Annotated in this window: 15 protein-coding genes; 9 read left to right on the plus strand and 6 right to left on the minus strand. The window is 56.8% G+C overall.

Annotated features, from left to right (window positions below):
* Window positions 1-10: 10 nt before the first annotated feature.
* The 3 genes from V9K67_RS24625 to V9K67_RS24635 are packed head-to-tail and all read left to right on the plus strand — an operon-like array spanning window position 11 to window position 3,001.
* Window positions 11-1,261, plus strand: coding sequence for an acyl-CoA dehydrogenase family protein (locus V9K67_RS24625; protein ID WP_336727345.1), 1,251 nt, complete (start codon window positions 11-13; stop codon window positions 1,259-1,261).
* A gap of 15 nt (window positions 1,262-1,276) precedes the next feature.
* The gene (locus V9K67_RS24630) at window positions 1,277-1,621 is read left to right on the plus strand and encodes a hypothetical protein (RefSeq protein WP_336727348.1); all 345 of its coding nucleotides are present in this window, start codon (window positions 1,277-1,279) and stop codon (window positions 1,619-1,621) included.
* 36 nt (window positions 1,622-1,657) lie between these two features.
* On the plus strand, window positions 1,658-3,001 hold the full coding sequence (locus V9K67_RS24635; protein WP_336727351.1) for an APC family permease: 1,344 nt from the start codon (window positions 1,658-1,660) through the stop codon (window positions 2,999-3,001).
* Window positions 3,002-3,135: 134 nt separating this feature from the next.
* Here the strand turns inward: V9K67_RS24635 and V9K67_RS24640 are convergent, their stop codons facing one another.
* Window positions 3,136-3,735, minus strand: coding sequence for an FcoT family thioesterase (locus tag V9K67_RS24640; RefSeq protein WP_336727353.1), 600 nt, complete (start codon window positions 3,733-3,735; stop codon window positions 3,136-3,138).
* A 347-nt stretch (window positions 3,736-4,082) separates the two neighbouring features.
* Between V9K67_RS24640 and V9K67_RS24645 the strand changes: the two genes are divergently transcribed.
* Window positions 4,083-4,676, plus strand: a complete 594-nt coding sequence (locus V9K67_RS24645) for an RNA polymerase sigma factor (RefSeq protein WP_336727355.1) — start codon at window positions 4,083-4,085, stop codon at window positions 4,674-4,676.
* Window positions 4,677-4,786: 110 nt separating this feature from the next.
* Here the strand turns inward: V9K67_RS24645 and V9K67_RS24650 are convergent, their stop codons facing one another.
* Both V9K67_RS24650 and V9K67_RS24655 read right to left on the minus strand, forming a co-directional pair.
* A complete protein-coding gene (locus tag V9K67_RS24650; RefSeq protein ID WP_336727359.1) occupies window positions 4,787-5,455 on the minus strand; it encodes a response regulator in 669 nt (222 codons plus the stop codon).
* A gap of 7 nt (window positions 5,456-5,462) precedes the next feature.
* Complete coding sequence (locus tag V9K67_RS24655; RefSeq protein ID WP_336727362.1) at window positions 5,463-6,149, minus strand: sensor histidine kinase; 687 nt, start codon at window positions 6,147-6,149, stop codon at window positions 5,463-5,465.
* Window positions 6,150-6,325: 176 nt separating this feature from the next.
* On the opposite strand from V9K67_RS24655, the gene V9K67_RS24660 reads away from it, so the two are divergent.
* On the plus strand, window positions 6,326-7,255 hold the full coding sequence (locus V9K67_RS24660) for an L-lactate dehydrogenase (protein WP_336727365.1): 930 nt from the start codon (window positions 6,326-6,328) through the stop codon (window positions 7,253-7,255).
* Window positions 7,256-7,331: 76 nt separating this feature from the next.
* Here V9K67_RS24660 and V9K67_RS24665 read toward each other — a convergent pair whose 3' ends face one another.
* From V9K67_RS24665 to cphA, 3 genes are all read right to left on the minus strand, one after another.
* Window positions 7,332-8,204, minus strand: a complete 873-nt coding sequence (locus V9K67_RS24665) for an aldose 1-epimerase family protein (RefSeq protein WP_336727368.1) — start codon at window positions 8,202-8,204, stop codon at window positions 7,332-7,334.
* Between the two features lie 62 nt (window positions 8,205-8,266).
* Entirely contained in the window at window positions 8,267-9,250 is a 984-nt protein-coding gene (locus tag V9K67_RS24670; protein ID WP_336727373.1) for a hypothetical protein, read from the minus strand.
* Between the two features lie 237 nt (window positions 9,251-9,487).
* Window positions 9,488-12,127 (minus strand): cyanophycin synthetase, encoded by a 2,640-nt coding sequence (gene cphA / locus V9K67_RS24675; RefSeq protein ID WP_336727375.1) that lies wholly within the window; start codon window positions 12,125-12,127, stop codon window positions 9,488-9,490.
* Window positions 12,128-12,332: 205 nt separating this feature from the next.
* Between cphA and V9K67_RS24680 the strand changes: the two genes are divergently transcribed.
* From V9K67_RS24680 to V9K67_RS24695, 4 genes are all read left to right on the plus strand, one after another.
* Window positions 12,333-13,202, plus strand: coding sequence for a cyanophycinase (locus V9K67_RS24680; protein ID WP_336727377.1), 870 nt, complete (start codon window positions 12,333-12,335; stop codon window positions 13,200-13,202).
* Window positions 13,203-13,297: 95 nt separating this feature from the next.
* Complete coding sequence (locus tag V9K67_RS24685) at window positions 13,298-13,768, plus strand: HNH endonuclease (protein ID WP_336727379.1); 471 nt, start codon at window positions 13,298-13,300, stop codon at window positions 13,766-13,768.
* Window positions 13,769-13,951: 183 nt separating this feature from the next.
* On the plus strand, window positions 13,952-14,200 hold the full coding sequence (locus tag V9K67_RS24690; protein WP_336727382.1) for a hypothetical protein: 249 nt from the start codon (window positions 13,952-13,954) through the stop codon (window positions 14,198-14,200).
* Window positions 14,201-14,508: 308 nt separating this feature from the next.
* Window positions 14,509-14,982 (plus strand): hypothetical protein, encoded by a 474-nt coding sequence (locus V9K67_RS24695; protein WP_336727384.1) that lies wholly within the window; start codon window positions 14,509-14,511, stop codon window positions 14,980-14,982.
* The last annotated feature ends 84 nt before the right edge of the window (window positions 14,983-15,066 follow it).

The following is a 15,066-nucleotide window of genomic DNA, read 5'->3' on the forward strand; positions in this document are numbered from 1 at the left end:
TTTACTCCAAATGACCTCCACCAACCAACTGAAGCAGATTTCCGTTTCCTTCGAGGACGGCTTCTGGAAGAAAAAAGCCAAAGAAATTTCTACAAATGTCCTTGCCCGTTATGCAGAGGAAGTGGACGAGCAGGGCCGCTTCCCCATAGAAAGCCTGCAGGCCCTGGCGGAAGCCCGCCTCCTGAGCATCGGCATCCCCAAAGAAAAAGGCGGCCAGGGCGGCGATGTGAAAACCATGTGCGCCATCGTGGAAGAACTGGCCCAGGGCTGCGCCTCCTCGGCCATGGTGTTCCTGATGCACTCCAGCACCATGCCGCTGATCGGGCGGCTGGTGAGCGAGGACCAGTACGAAAACATCCTGCTGCCGATCATCGAAGGCAACGGGCTGGGGAGCTACTCGATGAGCGAACGCGGCTCGGGCACCCGCCTGTGGCATATGGACAGCTGCGCCGTGGACAAAGGCGACCATTTCGACATCGACTCGTTCAAGTCCTTCGCCACCTCCTCCGGCCATTCCGACTTCTACCTGCTGCCGGTACGCTCCTCCGAAACCTCCGCGCCGAATGAGCTCAGTCTCTTTTTCGTGAACGGCAAGGATCCCGACATCAACATCATCGGCAAATGGAACGGCATGGGCCTGCGGGGCAACTGCAGCACGCCGGTACATTTCAACCACGTGAAGGTGCCGAAGGAAAACCGCCTGGGTCCCGCCAATATCGGCTTCAACTTCCTCATGGCCTACACCTTCCCGCCCTATATCCTGGGACTGGCCGCGGTGTACCTGGGCATTGCCCGTGCCGCGTTCGAAGGTGCCCGCCGCCATGTGTGCGGCCGCAACTTTACCGACACCCAGAATTCGCTGGTGCAGGTGGAAACCATCCAGCGCTACATGGCCGAAATGAAGATCGCCATCGAAAAAGTGAAACACAGCCTCGACCGCACCGCCGGCCTGACGGCCCACCTCACCAAGGTGTTCGACGAGCTGCATGCCGCCGACATGCTGGACGAGCTGCTGGAAAAAGCCCAGGACGACAGCTTCTTTATGGAGTTGGCCCAACTGAAGGTAGCGGCCTGCGAGATGGCCATCGAGGTGAGCAACAAAGCCGTGCAGGTCTGCGGCGGCATGGGCTACAAACGCGGCCACGTGGTGGAGCGCGCCTACCGCGACGCCCGGGCCGGATCGCTGATGGGCCCCAGCGATGATATTTTGAAAGTACTGATCGGAAAAAATCTTTTGGGACTGAAGCTTCCCTGGAAATAATAAAACCAACCAACCATGTTAATCGAACGTTTAAGCTCCTTCCGCGAAACTGTGAACGGCAACCACCAGGTAAAAAAACTGCTCGCCGGCTGGGAACCCAACATCATCATCGAAACCTCCGATACGGCGGAATCCTACAGCCTGCTCATCCGCGACAAGGCGGTAGCCGGCGTGCTCGAAGGCAAGCAGGAACAAAAGCACCAGATCGTGGTGGAAGGCGACGAAGACATCCTGGACCAGGTGTTCTCCGGCTCCCTCAACCCGGCGGAAGCCGTGCTGGACGGCCAGATCGCCGTCTACGGCAACGACAAGGACCAATTAAAGCTTGACGCCCTCTGCCTGGTGATCTGGGGCATGTAAGCTTGATTTATTACCACCAACCAAACCATCGCTACCATGAAGAAAGGAAAAGAATTGTTTTTTTACGTGACGGTCTGCGCCGGCACGGCCCTGTCGACCTCCTCCTTTGCCGTCATGGCCGGGATGTTCGAGGTCATCGGCGGCGCCTGGGTGCTCCTCTGCACCCTGCTGGCGGGCCTCTTCTGCATCGCCATTTCCGACTCGGTATCGGAACTGGCGTCGCGCTATCCCTCTGCCCCGGGCATCCGCACGTTTTTCAAAAATGCCTTCACCGGAAAAACCTCGCTCTTCTTCACCTATTTTTATTTCCTGTTCATCGTCATCATCGGCGCCGTGGAATGCAACATGTTCTCCCTGGTGTTCCGCGAACTGTTTCCCGGCGCCCATGCCTTCGCGGTCATCACGCTGCTGCTGTTCTCCGTGCTCCTGTTCAACCTGGCGGGGATGGAGCTGCCGCGGAACCTGCAGATCGTTTCCACTTCGGCCGTACTGGCGGTGATGCTGGCGGTGGGCCTGGCAGGCGTGTACCTGGGGTGGCAGCGGTTGCCGCAACTGCTGGCGGGCCTGTCCGGGGCCGGCCAGTGGAAGGGCGCCCCGGTAACGCTGGGCATGGCGCTGTTCCTGTTCGTGGGCTTCGAGTGGGTAACGCCCCTGGGATGGTCCAGGGAGGCCTATAAAAAGCTGATCCCCCTGTCGATGCCGCTGGGCATTACCCTGAACCTGGTGGTATACGTCCTTTTTATCCTGGGCCTGAGCCTGATACTGCCGCAAAAAACCATTGCCGCCGGCGTCTCTCCCCATGTACCCTACGTGGTGGCCCTGTTCGGCCAGGCGGGCCGGTGGCTGGCCATGATCATCTCGGCCTTCGCCATTATTTCCACCTTCAATTCCGGCATTATGGGTGGCTCCCGGCTGGTGTATGCCCTGGGCCGTGAAGGCAGCCTACCCAAAATACTGACGAGGATATCCGGCTCCGGCATTCCCTACGTGGCTATTCTGCTGCTGGGTGTATCGGTCTATGCGGCCGCCTTGTATGTCAGCGCTTATGAACTGGTGCTGGAATCCGCTGCCGCAGGCTCCGCCATCATCTGCTTTATTTATGCGGCACTGGTGTATTCGGGCCGTGTAATCGGACAAAGGCCCGGGCAGAAGCCGGCCAGTTACCAGCCGAAATTTCCCTGGAAGTTCAAAGTAGGCCTGATTGTATTCTTATGCGTCATTGGCTTCCTGACCCTGTTTTCCCTGCCACAGGGCATTGTACCGACCACGCTGCTGTTCGGCCTGTCGGTGCTCCTGGCCCTGGCGCTGGCCGCCTTGTTCAACGGGGAGAAGGCGCCGCGCCGCCCGATGCCACAAGCCAGCGGCAACCTGTTGAACTGATGCGGCTTGCCGCTTTACTAATTTTCCTTTCTAAAACAAACATCCACAGTGCGGTAAGCGCTGTGGATGTTTGTTTTACGCAAGGCTTTCAGAACGACGCATTTTCGGTTACCCCTGATCGTTCCTTTCTCCAATTACAACCCATTTCGCAACCGGAAGGCCAGCTTGATATGGCCGTGCGACTTGATGCCAAAAGCGTCGGAGAAGGAAATGGAGGTATCCAGCAGGGCCGTTTCTTCCTGCACCGTAATCTTTTCAATCGCCAGGTCGGCGAAGAAATTATAGCAGTTCAGCGGCTGCAGGAACGAACCTTCGATGTGCACGATATCGAGGGTAAATAACTGTTTCCGGAAATATTTGGCAAAGGAAAGATTGGCCCAGCCGTACCAGCCGGGATGCAGGCGGTTGAAGATCCCCCGGAAAATGCACTGCCCCATCAATACATAGGCCAGCTGGTGGTAGCAGAGATGAAACTCTACCGCATTAAAATGCCGCACTTCCTCGGAAAATCCGTTTTCGTGTATCGAAAAGCGCCCGGTGATCGCCACCAGGCGGCCCGGCTCACCGCCCTCGGGGCCGGCGCCTTCCTTTACCTGGGCCGACTGCAGGTAGCGTACCTGCGGTTTGTACAACTGGAGCACTTTTTCCAAGAAATAGTCGGGAACATTGGGGACTTCTACTACCAGGGCCCCTACGGGGCGCCGCCGGGAGATAAGGGTTGCTACGGGTTTCATGTACTGGAAATTTTTGGATGGGTTTGGGTGAAGTGGACGGAGGCAGGCAGGGTAAGCGTACACCTATATAGTCGAACTTATTGCTACGGGGAAAACACTTGTTTCCCTTTTTTTCCCCGGTGATTTTCCCCTCCTGTTTCCGCTCCGAAAATAGCCCTTGAATCTCAACGGATTTGGTACCGTGTTTTCACGGTGTAGAAATACGGTGATATGCCCGTTGAACAGCCCCCCTGATTTTCAAATCTTTGGATCGTGAAGTTAATGATGCAGGCGCTACTACCCCCGCCACCAATGCTCCCGCTTCACTCCCTACCCCCGAAAACAGTAACCCTTTAAAAATTACTGCAATGAAATGTGTATTCAACCAGGAGCCTATCAGCGGACAAGAGATTCTGAACAAACTCAGAGCAACCGGCAATGAGCGGAGAAAAGGAGAATCCCTGCTGTACCAGGAGCACCTGTATTTCCTCCGGGTAGGAATGACCAAATATCCCCTGACCGAAGACCAATTGTTCGATGCTTATTCGGATACCATTTTAGTGGCCCTGGCCGCCATCGCCAGCGGCACCTTCGAGGAAAGAGCCTCCCTGAAAACCTACCTCTTCCGCATCTTTCACAACAAGTGCATCGACCTGCTGCGCAAAGTGAAAACCCACAAGAACAGCGTCCACCATACCATTGACATTTCCTGCCTGCCCTACTGCATTCCCGACAACGGCCAATGCGCCCTGGACCGCATGATCAAAAAAGCCGACGAAGAAACGTTTAAGCAAAAAATCAAAAAGCTGCCCGGCAAAAGCCAGCGCCTGCTGCAACTGTCGGCCGAAGGGTATACCGACCGCGAAATTGCCGTAGTCATGAATTTTAAAACCCGCGATGTGGTGAAAGCCAGCCGCCTGCGCTGCATCCAGACGCTCCGCCAGCTGAACCGGGCCTGCTAAAGGCCCCGGTACCCCTATAAAATAAAAAATCATTGGCTAAAGGCCCCGCACGGCTGCGCCGCCCCGGTAAATTGCCAAAAGCCAATGATGTAAAAAAGTTAAGGGGCCCGCTACTGAAAGCGTACCAGCCCGTTTTTGATGGCGAACAACACCAGTCCTACCCTGCTCTTGATACCGAACTTTTCGAACAGCTGGTCGCGGTAGCCGTCAATGGTGCGGGGGCTTAAAAACATGCGCTCGGCGATCTCCTTATAGGTCAGTTCCGAACAGGCCAACTTTAAAAACTCCACTTCCTTCTCGTTCAGCTTCAGCAGCTGCCGGCGGTCATTCGAGCTCTCCTCGTCCTCTCCCTGGATGGTATGCACCAGCTTGCCGGTTACGGTCTCGGAATAATAAAACCCCTTCGCCACCACCGCATTGATGGCCGTACGCAGTTCCGACGGCTCGGCGTCTTTCAGGATATAGCCTTTGGCCCCGCTTTTCAGCATCCGGATAATGGCGGCTTCATCGTCGTACATGCTCAGCGCCAGCACCCGCACCAGGGGATAGTTGGCCTTCATCCAGGCAGTGGCTTCATAGCCGTCCACTTCCGGCATGTTCACGTCCATCAACACCACATCGGGCAGGGCGGCCTTTCCCAGCTTGCCAATCGTTTCCATCAGGTGGCGGCCGTTGTCGCATTCAAACTCGATCTGGAATCCCTGGCTCATGATCAGGCTGGCCAGTCCTTTGCGCAAAAGAACGTGGTCGTCCACCAGGGCTACTTTAATGGTATTCATAATTCGGTTAATTATAAGGCACTGTCAATTTAATGCTCATGGTTCCTCCGGCGCATTCGCCGGCTTCCAGCTGCGCCCCCACTACCGCGGCCCGCTCCCACAGGTTCAGCCGCGGGCTCGAACAGCCGGTACCGGCCGGCTGGCCGCCGCCCGTCCATTCCACAGGGCTGCCAGCGTACGCCAGCACGAAGGTAACCGCTTCCGCTTCGTAACGAACCTGGAGGTCCAGCGGCAATAACCGGTGCTCCTTCCGCACCCGGAACAAAATTTCCTGGAGCATCCTGAAAACGATCAGCTCGGTTCCTGCCGGAAGCGGGCGCCCGTTGCCGGTAACGCCGAAAACGTTGGGCGCCTGCCCCGGCCCGGGATCCGCCAGGTTCAGCTCGTTTTCCAGGGCCTGGAGCAGGCCCTGCCGGCTTATCAGTTCTTTTTCGGGGTAAAAGTTCCGGCACATCGCCCGGAAATCCTTGATGACCTGGCTCACCAGCACGCACGGCTCGGTCGCAGTCACACCGGCCCCGCCCGTTTGGGACAACAGCGCCAGCTGCACTTTCACCAGGCTCAGCACCTGGCCGATGTTTTCATACACCTCCTGGACCACCTTGTTCAAATAATGGTCGCGAATCTCCAACCGGGCCCACAACACCTCGTGTTCGTATAACAGTTTCTTATACTGGTCAGCATTTACCATCACGCAATGTACAAACTCTGTAAAAACGGGTAACCGTGAAAACACCCTATTTGCCCGCGGCACGTTTTCCCGGCACCAAACTGCCGGTGCTTTCGTAGTGAAAGATTGGTCCAACTGCCGTATTTTCATCCGGCCGGAAAACCGTTTCTAAAGAGCTGAACAAAATTATCCCTATCAATATGTCATCATCAACAAAGAAAACAAGGATTGTTATTATCGGGGTGGGTGCGGTAGGAAGCACGACGGCCTACACCTTATTGCTCCGGGGCCGCATGGATGAACTGGTGCTGATCGATGCCAATAAGGAAAAAGCCATGGGCGACGCCCTCGATATGAGCCACGGCCTGCCCTTCCTGGGAAAGGTAAAGGTATGGGCCGGCACCTACGAGGACTGCCGCGAGGCCGACATCATCATCATCACCGCCGGCGCCGCCCAGAAGCAGGGCGAGTCGCGCATCGACCTGCTGCGGCGCAACGTGGGCATCTTTGAAAGCATTACCAAGGAAGTGCTGGCCTACAACAACCACGGCATCCTGCTGATCGCCTCCAACCCCGTGGACGTCATGAGCTATTTTACCTACCGCAAATCGGGCTGGCCCGCCCACCGCGTGATCGGTTCGGGTACCCTGCTGGACAGTGCCCGTTTCCGTTACCTGATCGGCGAAAAGCTGAAAGTGGATGCCCGCAGCGTACACGCCCACATCGTCGGCGAGCACGGCGACTCGGAACTGCCGCTCTGGAGCCTGGCCAATATCGCCGGCACGCGGCTGTCGCTGTCGGAAGCGGAACAGGAAGAAATTTTTACCAACACCCGTGATGCGGCCTACCAGATCATCGACGCCAAGGGCGCAACCTTTTATGCCATCGCCCTGGCGCTGGACCGCATCTGCACGGCCATCCTGCGCAACGAATCGGCGGTGCTGAACGTGTCCACCCTGCTGCGCAACTACCACGGCATCTCCGACGTTTACCTGGGTGTGCCCTGCATCATCGACCGCAACGGCGTCCGCGAGGTGCTGCCGCTGGACCTCACCGACAAGGAAAACGAACTCCTCCACAAGTCCGCGCATAAGCTGAAGTCGGTGATTGAGTCGATTGCGCTTCAGTAAGAAGTTTACGGGTTTACAAGTTTACGGGTTGCTGGCGCCCGTCAGGAACCCGTAAACTTGTAAACTCGTAAACTTTTTAAAACGGCCGCACCCTCCAAACCCTTTCAAACGTCCTTCCTTCGGGCAGGGCGATGATGCCTTCCTTGTTGCGGAGTTGCTGGTCGGAGTCGACGCTGTCGGCGATGCCGCACCAGGGCTCGATGCAGAGGAAGTCGGCGCCGGGGGCCGCCCATAGACCCAGGAAGGGAAAGCCTTCGAAATGAAACTGAAGGCCACGGGGCGTTTTGGACGACTCCAGGGTAACGCAGTCCGAATGCAGGTGCTTGAGCACCAGGGCGTCCTTGCGGAACAGGTCCTTGCTCAGGGGCAGGGAGCGGGTATGGTCCAGCAGCGGCTGGGGTTCTTTTTCAATCAGGCCTTCCTTGCTGATCGGCCAGCGGCCGGCCTGCTCCTGCTTGTTAAACACGAGGCGGTAATCCTCGTAGGCGGTACCTTCCGCCAGGGGCAGCCGGAAAGCGGGATGGCCCCCGACCGAGAAAAGCAGGGCTTCCTCTTCTTCTTTATTTTCTACCCTGTAGGTCACCGATAGCTCCCCTCCCTTCAGCCGGTACACGAGGCTAAACACAAAACGGAAAGGATACACCTTCGCCGTCTCCTCATCGCTTTGCAAGGAAAAGGTAATGCTATCGGCAGTGGAATCGCTGACCGTAAACTCGCGGTCGCGGGCAAAGCCGTGCCGCGGCAGCCGGTAAGCGGTATTTTTGAAATAATAGGTATCCGCCTTCAGGCTGCCGACGATGGGAAACAAAACCGGTGAATGCTTTGCCCAGAATTGCGGGTTGGCTGGCCACATATAATCCAGGCCGGTCCCTTTGTGCACGAGGCTTACCAGCTCGGCTCCCTTGGGGTTTATGGTTGCTTTAAGCTGTTCGGTTTCTATGGTATACATAACGCTAAGGTAAAGCGAAATATACCAGCAGGGGCAGCGGCGATACAGCTTATGCTTCCCCGTTAGAAGAACCGGGGGCAGCGCAACTGCATCAGGGCCCGGTGGTGGGCCGACAGGGGATTATTCAAACGCCAGCCCAGCCGGAGCAGGGCCGAGAAATAAGAATCGTTGTTTTCCGGGTTGCCGCGTTGCTCGTTGAGCCGCGGGGCGGTGCGGGTGGGGTGGTCCACCAGGTTGCCGCGGTAATACAGCTGGCGGGCCATGGCTGCCTGTTGCGGCGGAAGGTATTTTTGAAACAGCTGGGCGTTGATATACGTTCGGCTGACATCGTCCATGTAGTCGGTAGCGGTGAACCGGTGCAGCACTTCCAGGCCGATGTATTTGTTTTCGCGGAAGTAATACTTGATGCCCATACCCAGGGGCATTTCCATGGAGGTGAGCTTGTAAGGCTGGCGGTCGGGGTATTCGGCCATACCCTGCCCTTCGAGGCGCAGCGGTTGCAGCGCCACCCAGCGCCGGCTGCCATCGGTCTCGATATACTGCCCTTTGGGATTGAAATGAAACAGGCCCACTCCTATCAGCCCGTAGGGACGCAGTTTACCCCGCAGCCCTTCCCGCTTTTCCAGGAACACGGTGGGGTAAAATTCCAGGGCCAAAAAGGCCTCCGTTAGCGGGGATATAAACTGCAGGTTGCGGTTTTTTCGAAAAACCTCGCTGCTGCCCTGGTCGGCAATGAGGCTGTCATAACTTTCCAGGGTGCCGATGTTGACGGCTAACCGGATGCCCAGCCATTCAGCAGGATAGATGTTTGCATAGGCCCCTTTAACGAGGCGGGTAAGGGGAAGGTTGACGTCCTTGATAAAGGGTTTTCCCTTTCCTTTCTGACCGGCGAGGTCGCCCAAAAAGATCAGGGGGCCAATGCCCACGCCAAATTCAAACTTGCCATTGCCGGTCATCAGGGACTGGGAGCAGGAAACCTGCGGAACGGACAAAAGGGAGAGTACCAGCAGGACAACACCTGCCAGGCGGAGTAAAGTTTTTCTCATAGAGGATGGTACGGAATACGGTTTTACAAAAAGGTTTGGATCGCGCCGCGAAAGTATTGATATTGCTAAGCCCGCATGCGTACAAAAATTTGATTTTCAAAAGAATACGGGTATGCCTGTATAAATTTTACAGGCCCCTACCCTTATGGGTGTTAATTGCATTTACCTAGAATGCGGCATATAATAAAAAAGCACCCGGCCGGGACCGGGTGCTTTTTTATTTTGGGGACTGCTAGGCTACACGGCGTTTTGAAGGCTGGCGGCCCGCAGCCGGTCCATTTCCTGGTGTCTGCGGAGGCAGGCGGCAATTTGGGCAATATGGTCGATCAGCACCACGATGATGGAATCGGGCTGTGCCTGTGCCAGCGCGTGCTCAACGGCTTCCTGCTCGCTGTACACATAGGTGATGGGCTTGTGCGGATCGGCCCGGTAGATGCCGGAACGCAACAGGCGGTCCAGCTCTTCGGGCTGCCGGCCCCTCAGGTCATCGTCGTGGCGGATGATGATCTTGTCGAAGACCCTTGCCGCCTCCTCGCCCAGGGCGATCAGGTCCTCGTCGCGGCGGTCGCCTACCCCCGTGATGACGCCTACTTTCAGCGAAGCGGCAAAGGATCGTACGAACTGTCCCAGCGCCCGTACGCCATGGGGGTTGTGGGCGTAATCGAGGATCACCTTGAAGGAGGAAAACTCGAAGATGTTCATGCGGCCGGGAGTCATTTCGGTCGAAGGCACGAAGGTGCGCAGGGCCGAACGGATGGCGCCCAGGTGGATGCCGTTGGTATAAGCCGCCAGGCAGGCGGCCAGCACGTTCAGGATGTTGAAGGGCGCCTGGCCGTTAAAGGTCAGGGGAATGTTGGCTACCTCCTCGATCGGGATCAGCTGGTTGCCCTGGCGCAGCAGGATCAGCCCGCCTTCGACCATGGCGGCCAGGCCGCCGGCGCTGCAGTGGCGTTCGATGCGGATGTTGTGGGCATAAAGCGAGAACAGGGCCACCTGGCAGCGCAGGTTGTCCTTCATGGCGTAGACGAGGTCGTCGTCGGCATTGAGCACGGCATAACCGGTTTCCCTGACCGTTTCGGCCACCACCGCTTTCACGCGGGCCAGCTGTTCCAGCGAATCGATGCCTTCCAGCCCCAGGTGGTCTTCGGCCACGTTGGTGACGATGGCGCCGTCGCACTGGTCGAAGGCAAGGCCCGAGCGCAGGATGCCGCCGCGGGCCGTTTCCAGCACCGCGAACTCTACCGACCGGTCGGTCAGGATGGAGCGGGCCGACTGGGGACCGGCGCAGTCACCCGCCAGCAGCAGGTCGTCGTTAATGTAAATGCCGTCGGTGGTACAGTAGCCGGTAGAGAAGCCTGCCTTGCGGGCCATCCAGGCGGTCAGCCGGGTTGTGGTGGTCTTGCCGTTAGTGCCGGTGATGGCGATGAGCGGAATACGGCCGTTATCCTTATGGGGAAACAGCATGTCCACTACCGGTCCGGCCACGTCGCGGGGCTTTCCTTCCGAAGGATACAGGTGCATGCGGAAACCGGGAGCGGCGTTCACTTCCAGCACCACGCCGCCGTTTTCATCCAGGGGCGTTTCCAGGTCCGGGGCGATGATGTCGATGCCGCAGATGTCGAGGCCGATGGTGCGGGCCGCCCGCTCGAACAGCAGGCGGTTGCGGGGGTGCACCCCGTCGGTGACGTCGGTGGCGGTGCCCCCGGTGCTCAGGTTAGCGGTGGGCTGCAGGCACAGCCATTCGCCCTGGGGCAGTACCGTGTCGGGGGTATAGTTCTTTTTGCGCAGTAGGCCGAGCGCCACCTCGTCGAGCTTGATGCGGGTCAGCACGTTTTCGTGGTCGTCGCCCCGGCGGGGATCGCTGTTCACCGCTTCCACCAGCTGCCGCACGGTATGGCGACCGTCGCCGGTAACCGAAGCCGGCGTGCGGCGGGCGGCCGCCACCAGCTGGTAGTTGACCAGCAGTACCCGGAAGTCGCTTCCGGGAATGAATTTTTCGATAAGAATTTTTTCGCTGATCTGTTTGGCCCGGTCAAAAGCGGCACGGGCATCCTCAACAGTTGTGATATTTATTGTTGCGCCTTTTCCATGATTTCCATCCAGGGGTTTGACCACCAGCGGAAATCCAAGGGCTTCGATGATCCCTTCGAGCTTTTCCACTTCTTCCGTTACTTCACCCCGGGCCACGGGGATATGGGCGGATGTCAGCAACTTTTTCGTTTCGCCCTTGTTGCCGGCCAGGTCCACGCCGATGGAACTGGTGGTGCCGGCCAGGGTAGCCTGGATGCGCTGCTGCTTTTTGCCGTATCCCAACTGCACCAGCGAATCCCCTTCGAGGGGCACGGCAGGGATGCCTTTGCGGGCCGCCGCCTGTACAATGGAGGCCGTGCTGGGGCCCATCTTGTGCTGCAGCCAGAGCCGGCGGATCGCATTAATTTCTTCTTCAATAGGAGGACGTTCGCCTTTTATCAGCGATTCAGCGATGCGTACGGCGGCAAGGGCTGCAAATTTTCCGGATTCTTCTTCTTCATATGCGATCACTACCTGGTAAACGCCTTCTTTCCCCGCACCACGGGTACGGCCAAAACCTACCTCTATGCCGGCCAGGGTTTGAATTTCCAGGGCGATGTGCTCGATCACATGGCCCATCCAGGTGCCCTCCTTTACCCGGCTGAAAAAGCCGCCGGGCACCCCTTCGCTGCATTCGTGTCCGTACAGGGTCGGGATCAGTTCTTTCAAACCTTCGTAAAAGCCCGGTATCCGGTGGGTAGGATACTGCTCCAGTTCTTCCAGATCCAGGGTCATCTGGATAAGGTTGTGTCGTTTGATGGACCAATAATTCGGTCCACGCAACACTTTTAGGGCAAGCACTTTCATTCCGTTTGTTTTAAGTCTAAATAAATGGTTTAAGGTTCCGGGAAAATAGAAGAAATCTTGTACCAGAAATTCTGCCCTCTCCCCGAAACGGCTGAATTAGTAATAACTTAATTCCCGGCAACGCTCTCCCCCCAACTCGTGAACTGGTGCACGCGTAAAACCGTGAAGTTTTCGTTGGCATGCTTTTTAAAAGGGTTACGCCAATATGAATCAACCCAAAGGCTACCTGGTCGCTATCGGCGGGGCGGAAGACAAGCTGATGGAGGAAGAGCGGAAGACCTCACCCTCCACGATCAATCTATTCGAGGCCAGCATCCTGAAAAAGGTGGCGGACATGGCCGTTCGTAAGGGGGAGATCCGGATCGAGCTGGTGACCACGGCTTCCTCCTTTCCCGACGAGCAATGGGCGGTCTACAAAAAAGCGTTCAAAAAGCTGGGATGTACCGAAGTAAGCCACCTGAAGATCACCAGCCGCGACGAGGCCGACAGCCCCAAAACGCTGGAGCGCCTGCAAAAATGCACCTGCGTGTTTTTCTCGGGCGGCGACCAGCTGCGGCTCTGCTCCATCCTGGGCGGCACCACGGCCCTCGACCTGCTGAAGGAACGCTATAACAACGAATACCTGGTGATTGCGGGCACCAGCGCCGGTGCGGCCGCCATGAGCAGCACCATGATCTGCGGGGGCAATGCCGACCGGGCCTACATGAAGGGTGAAGTCCAGATCGGCAGCGGCTTCGGCTTTTTGCAAAACGTCATCATCGACACCCATTTCGAGGCCCGCGGCCGGTTCGGACGGCTGTCGCAGGCCATCGCCGCCCAGCCCGGCGAACTCGGCATCGGCCTGGACGAGGATACCGGCGTGGTCATTGAAAAGGGCAACAAGATGAAGGTGATCGGCTCCAGCAGCGTAGTGATCGTGGACGGCAGCTATATCGAATACAACAACATCGCCGACATTGCCGCCGGCAAACCCATATCGGTGGCCAACATGAAGGTTCATGTCATGGCCTGCGGCGACGAGTTCGACCTGACCAACTTTCAGTTTTTAGGCCCAAAGACGAAAACAACGAAATAGTTTCTAAGTTCCTGAGTTCGTTGGTCCCAGTTACGATCCGCCTGGTCTTGACCTTCAAGCGATACGACCACTCAAAAACTTAGAAACTCAGGAACTTGGAAACTATTCTTTACTTTGCGCGCATGGCGCTGAGTAAACGGGTACGAGAACGGGTGCATCAGAAATTTGACGGCCGCTGTGCTTATTGTGGCCGCGAGATCGCGTACAAGGAAATGCAGGTGGACCATTATTATCCCCAATGCAAGGAAAAGTTTTATGCCCGCCGCTTTAAAATCGACGTGCATGCCGAGGAGAACCTGATGCCCACCTGCCGCCGGTGCAACCACTACAAACGGGCGGCCAGCCCCGGCCAGTTCCGCAAACTGATGAAAACCCTGCACGAACGGCTGCAGGACATTTACATTTTAAAGGTGGCGGTCGATTTCGGCATGGCTACCATCCAGCCGTTTGACGGCCTGTTTTATTTTGAAAAATGGAAACACCGGCAGCAGGCAGCAACGACGGCCGCTGCCGCCCGGGAAAAAGAGCCCCTCCTGACGCTGGTAACGCCTGCCGAGGCCTCTTAAACCCCTGCTGCCGCCCCGCCCGGCAGCCAATGGATGAATTCAGGCAGGCTCTTTGCATTTTATTTTCCCGGGCAGCCCGGGCGGCCGCCGGCTGCAGTTCTTTTGAAACCTTCGGCTCTTGCAGAAAAGGTAGGCCCCTATGTTTACCCCATAAATTTTTCTATTTTGAAACAAAGAGCATTTATGATCTCCATCCCTCAAGCCAAATATTACAGCCTATTGCTGGAAATGCTGATCCATATCCAGACGGAAGTACAGGTATTGCGGAACTTTGTGATCACCGAGTACATTGAAAAATCAGGCAGAGGTGAAGAGGAAATCCGCGAAGAATACAACGAGATGTATGCCGATACCAAAAACGCGATCCTCGCCCAGATCAAAACACATTACGACGACGACTTCGATGTGGATGATTTCCTGGCGAAATTATAGGAAGGGGCCTTCGCTCCTCTTAGCAGGCCGGCGCGCTTCTTTTTTTTCGGGCCGCCTGCAAACGGGCGTTCCCGGCACCCGCAACAAGGCCCGGCTCACATAACCCTTACTCATCACACATTACTCCTTATTCATCACGTTGTTCCTCATTCGTTTTCGCGGCCCTTCGATGGGCACCACCGTTCCCCGCAGGGGCGCCCCCCACTTGCGGCTTCCTTTTTGCTATACTGCAAGGCGTCCGGAAGGCACCAGTTTCTCCGGAAGTAAGTTAGTGTCCTTACTTTTACATTTTAATTGAACACAGCGATATGGAGTATACGATTAATCACGTTCAATATTTGTTTGATGAACTGGTAAAACACCTTATTGTACTTTCCCTGGATAAAGATGACCAAACAGAGCTTTTCCGTCATGGCCCTTCCGGCTACGCCCTTGGCGTGGAATTGGATACTTACTATACGCTGCAAAAAAGGCATTACCTCCGTCATTCCCTGCTGAACGAAGAGCAGGTGGGACAGATGGATAAACTGGAAGAGTACGTGCAGAAACGCATGGGCAAGGCACATAAATCCTTTTGGGACAAAGCCCCCCGCCACCCGGGCTGGGACAAAGTGCGCCTCCTGGCCCGCGACTGCCTGAAAGCCCTGGAGAAAGAAGACTGGGGCATCCGGGTCAAATACGAGTACATAAAAATCTATTTCGAAGGCCGCGAGCAATGGGACGGCAACGGATCGGCCAGCATCCGCCTGGTACAACCCGGCAAGGAAGACAGCGCTTTTTAAGCTGCTTGAAGCCGGCAGGCGACCCCTGTTCCGGCCCACCATGAAAAAGGGCGGCACCTGCGTACCGCCCTTTTTTCGCTTGCC

The sequence above is a fragment of the Huijunlia imazamoxiresistens genome (genome assembly GCF_037132455.1).
GTDB lineage: Bacteria > Bacteroidota > Bacteroidia > Chitinophagales > Chitinophagaceae > Flavisolibacter > Flavisolibacter imazamoxiresistens.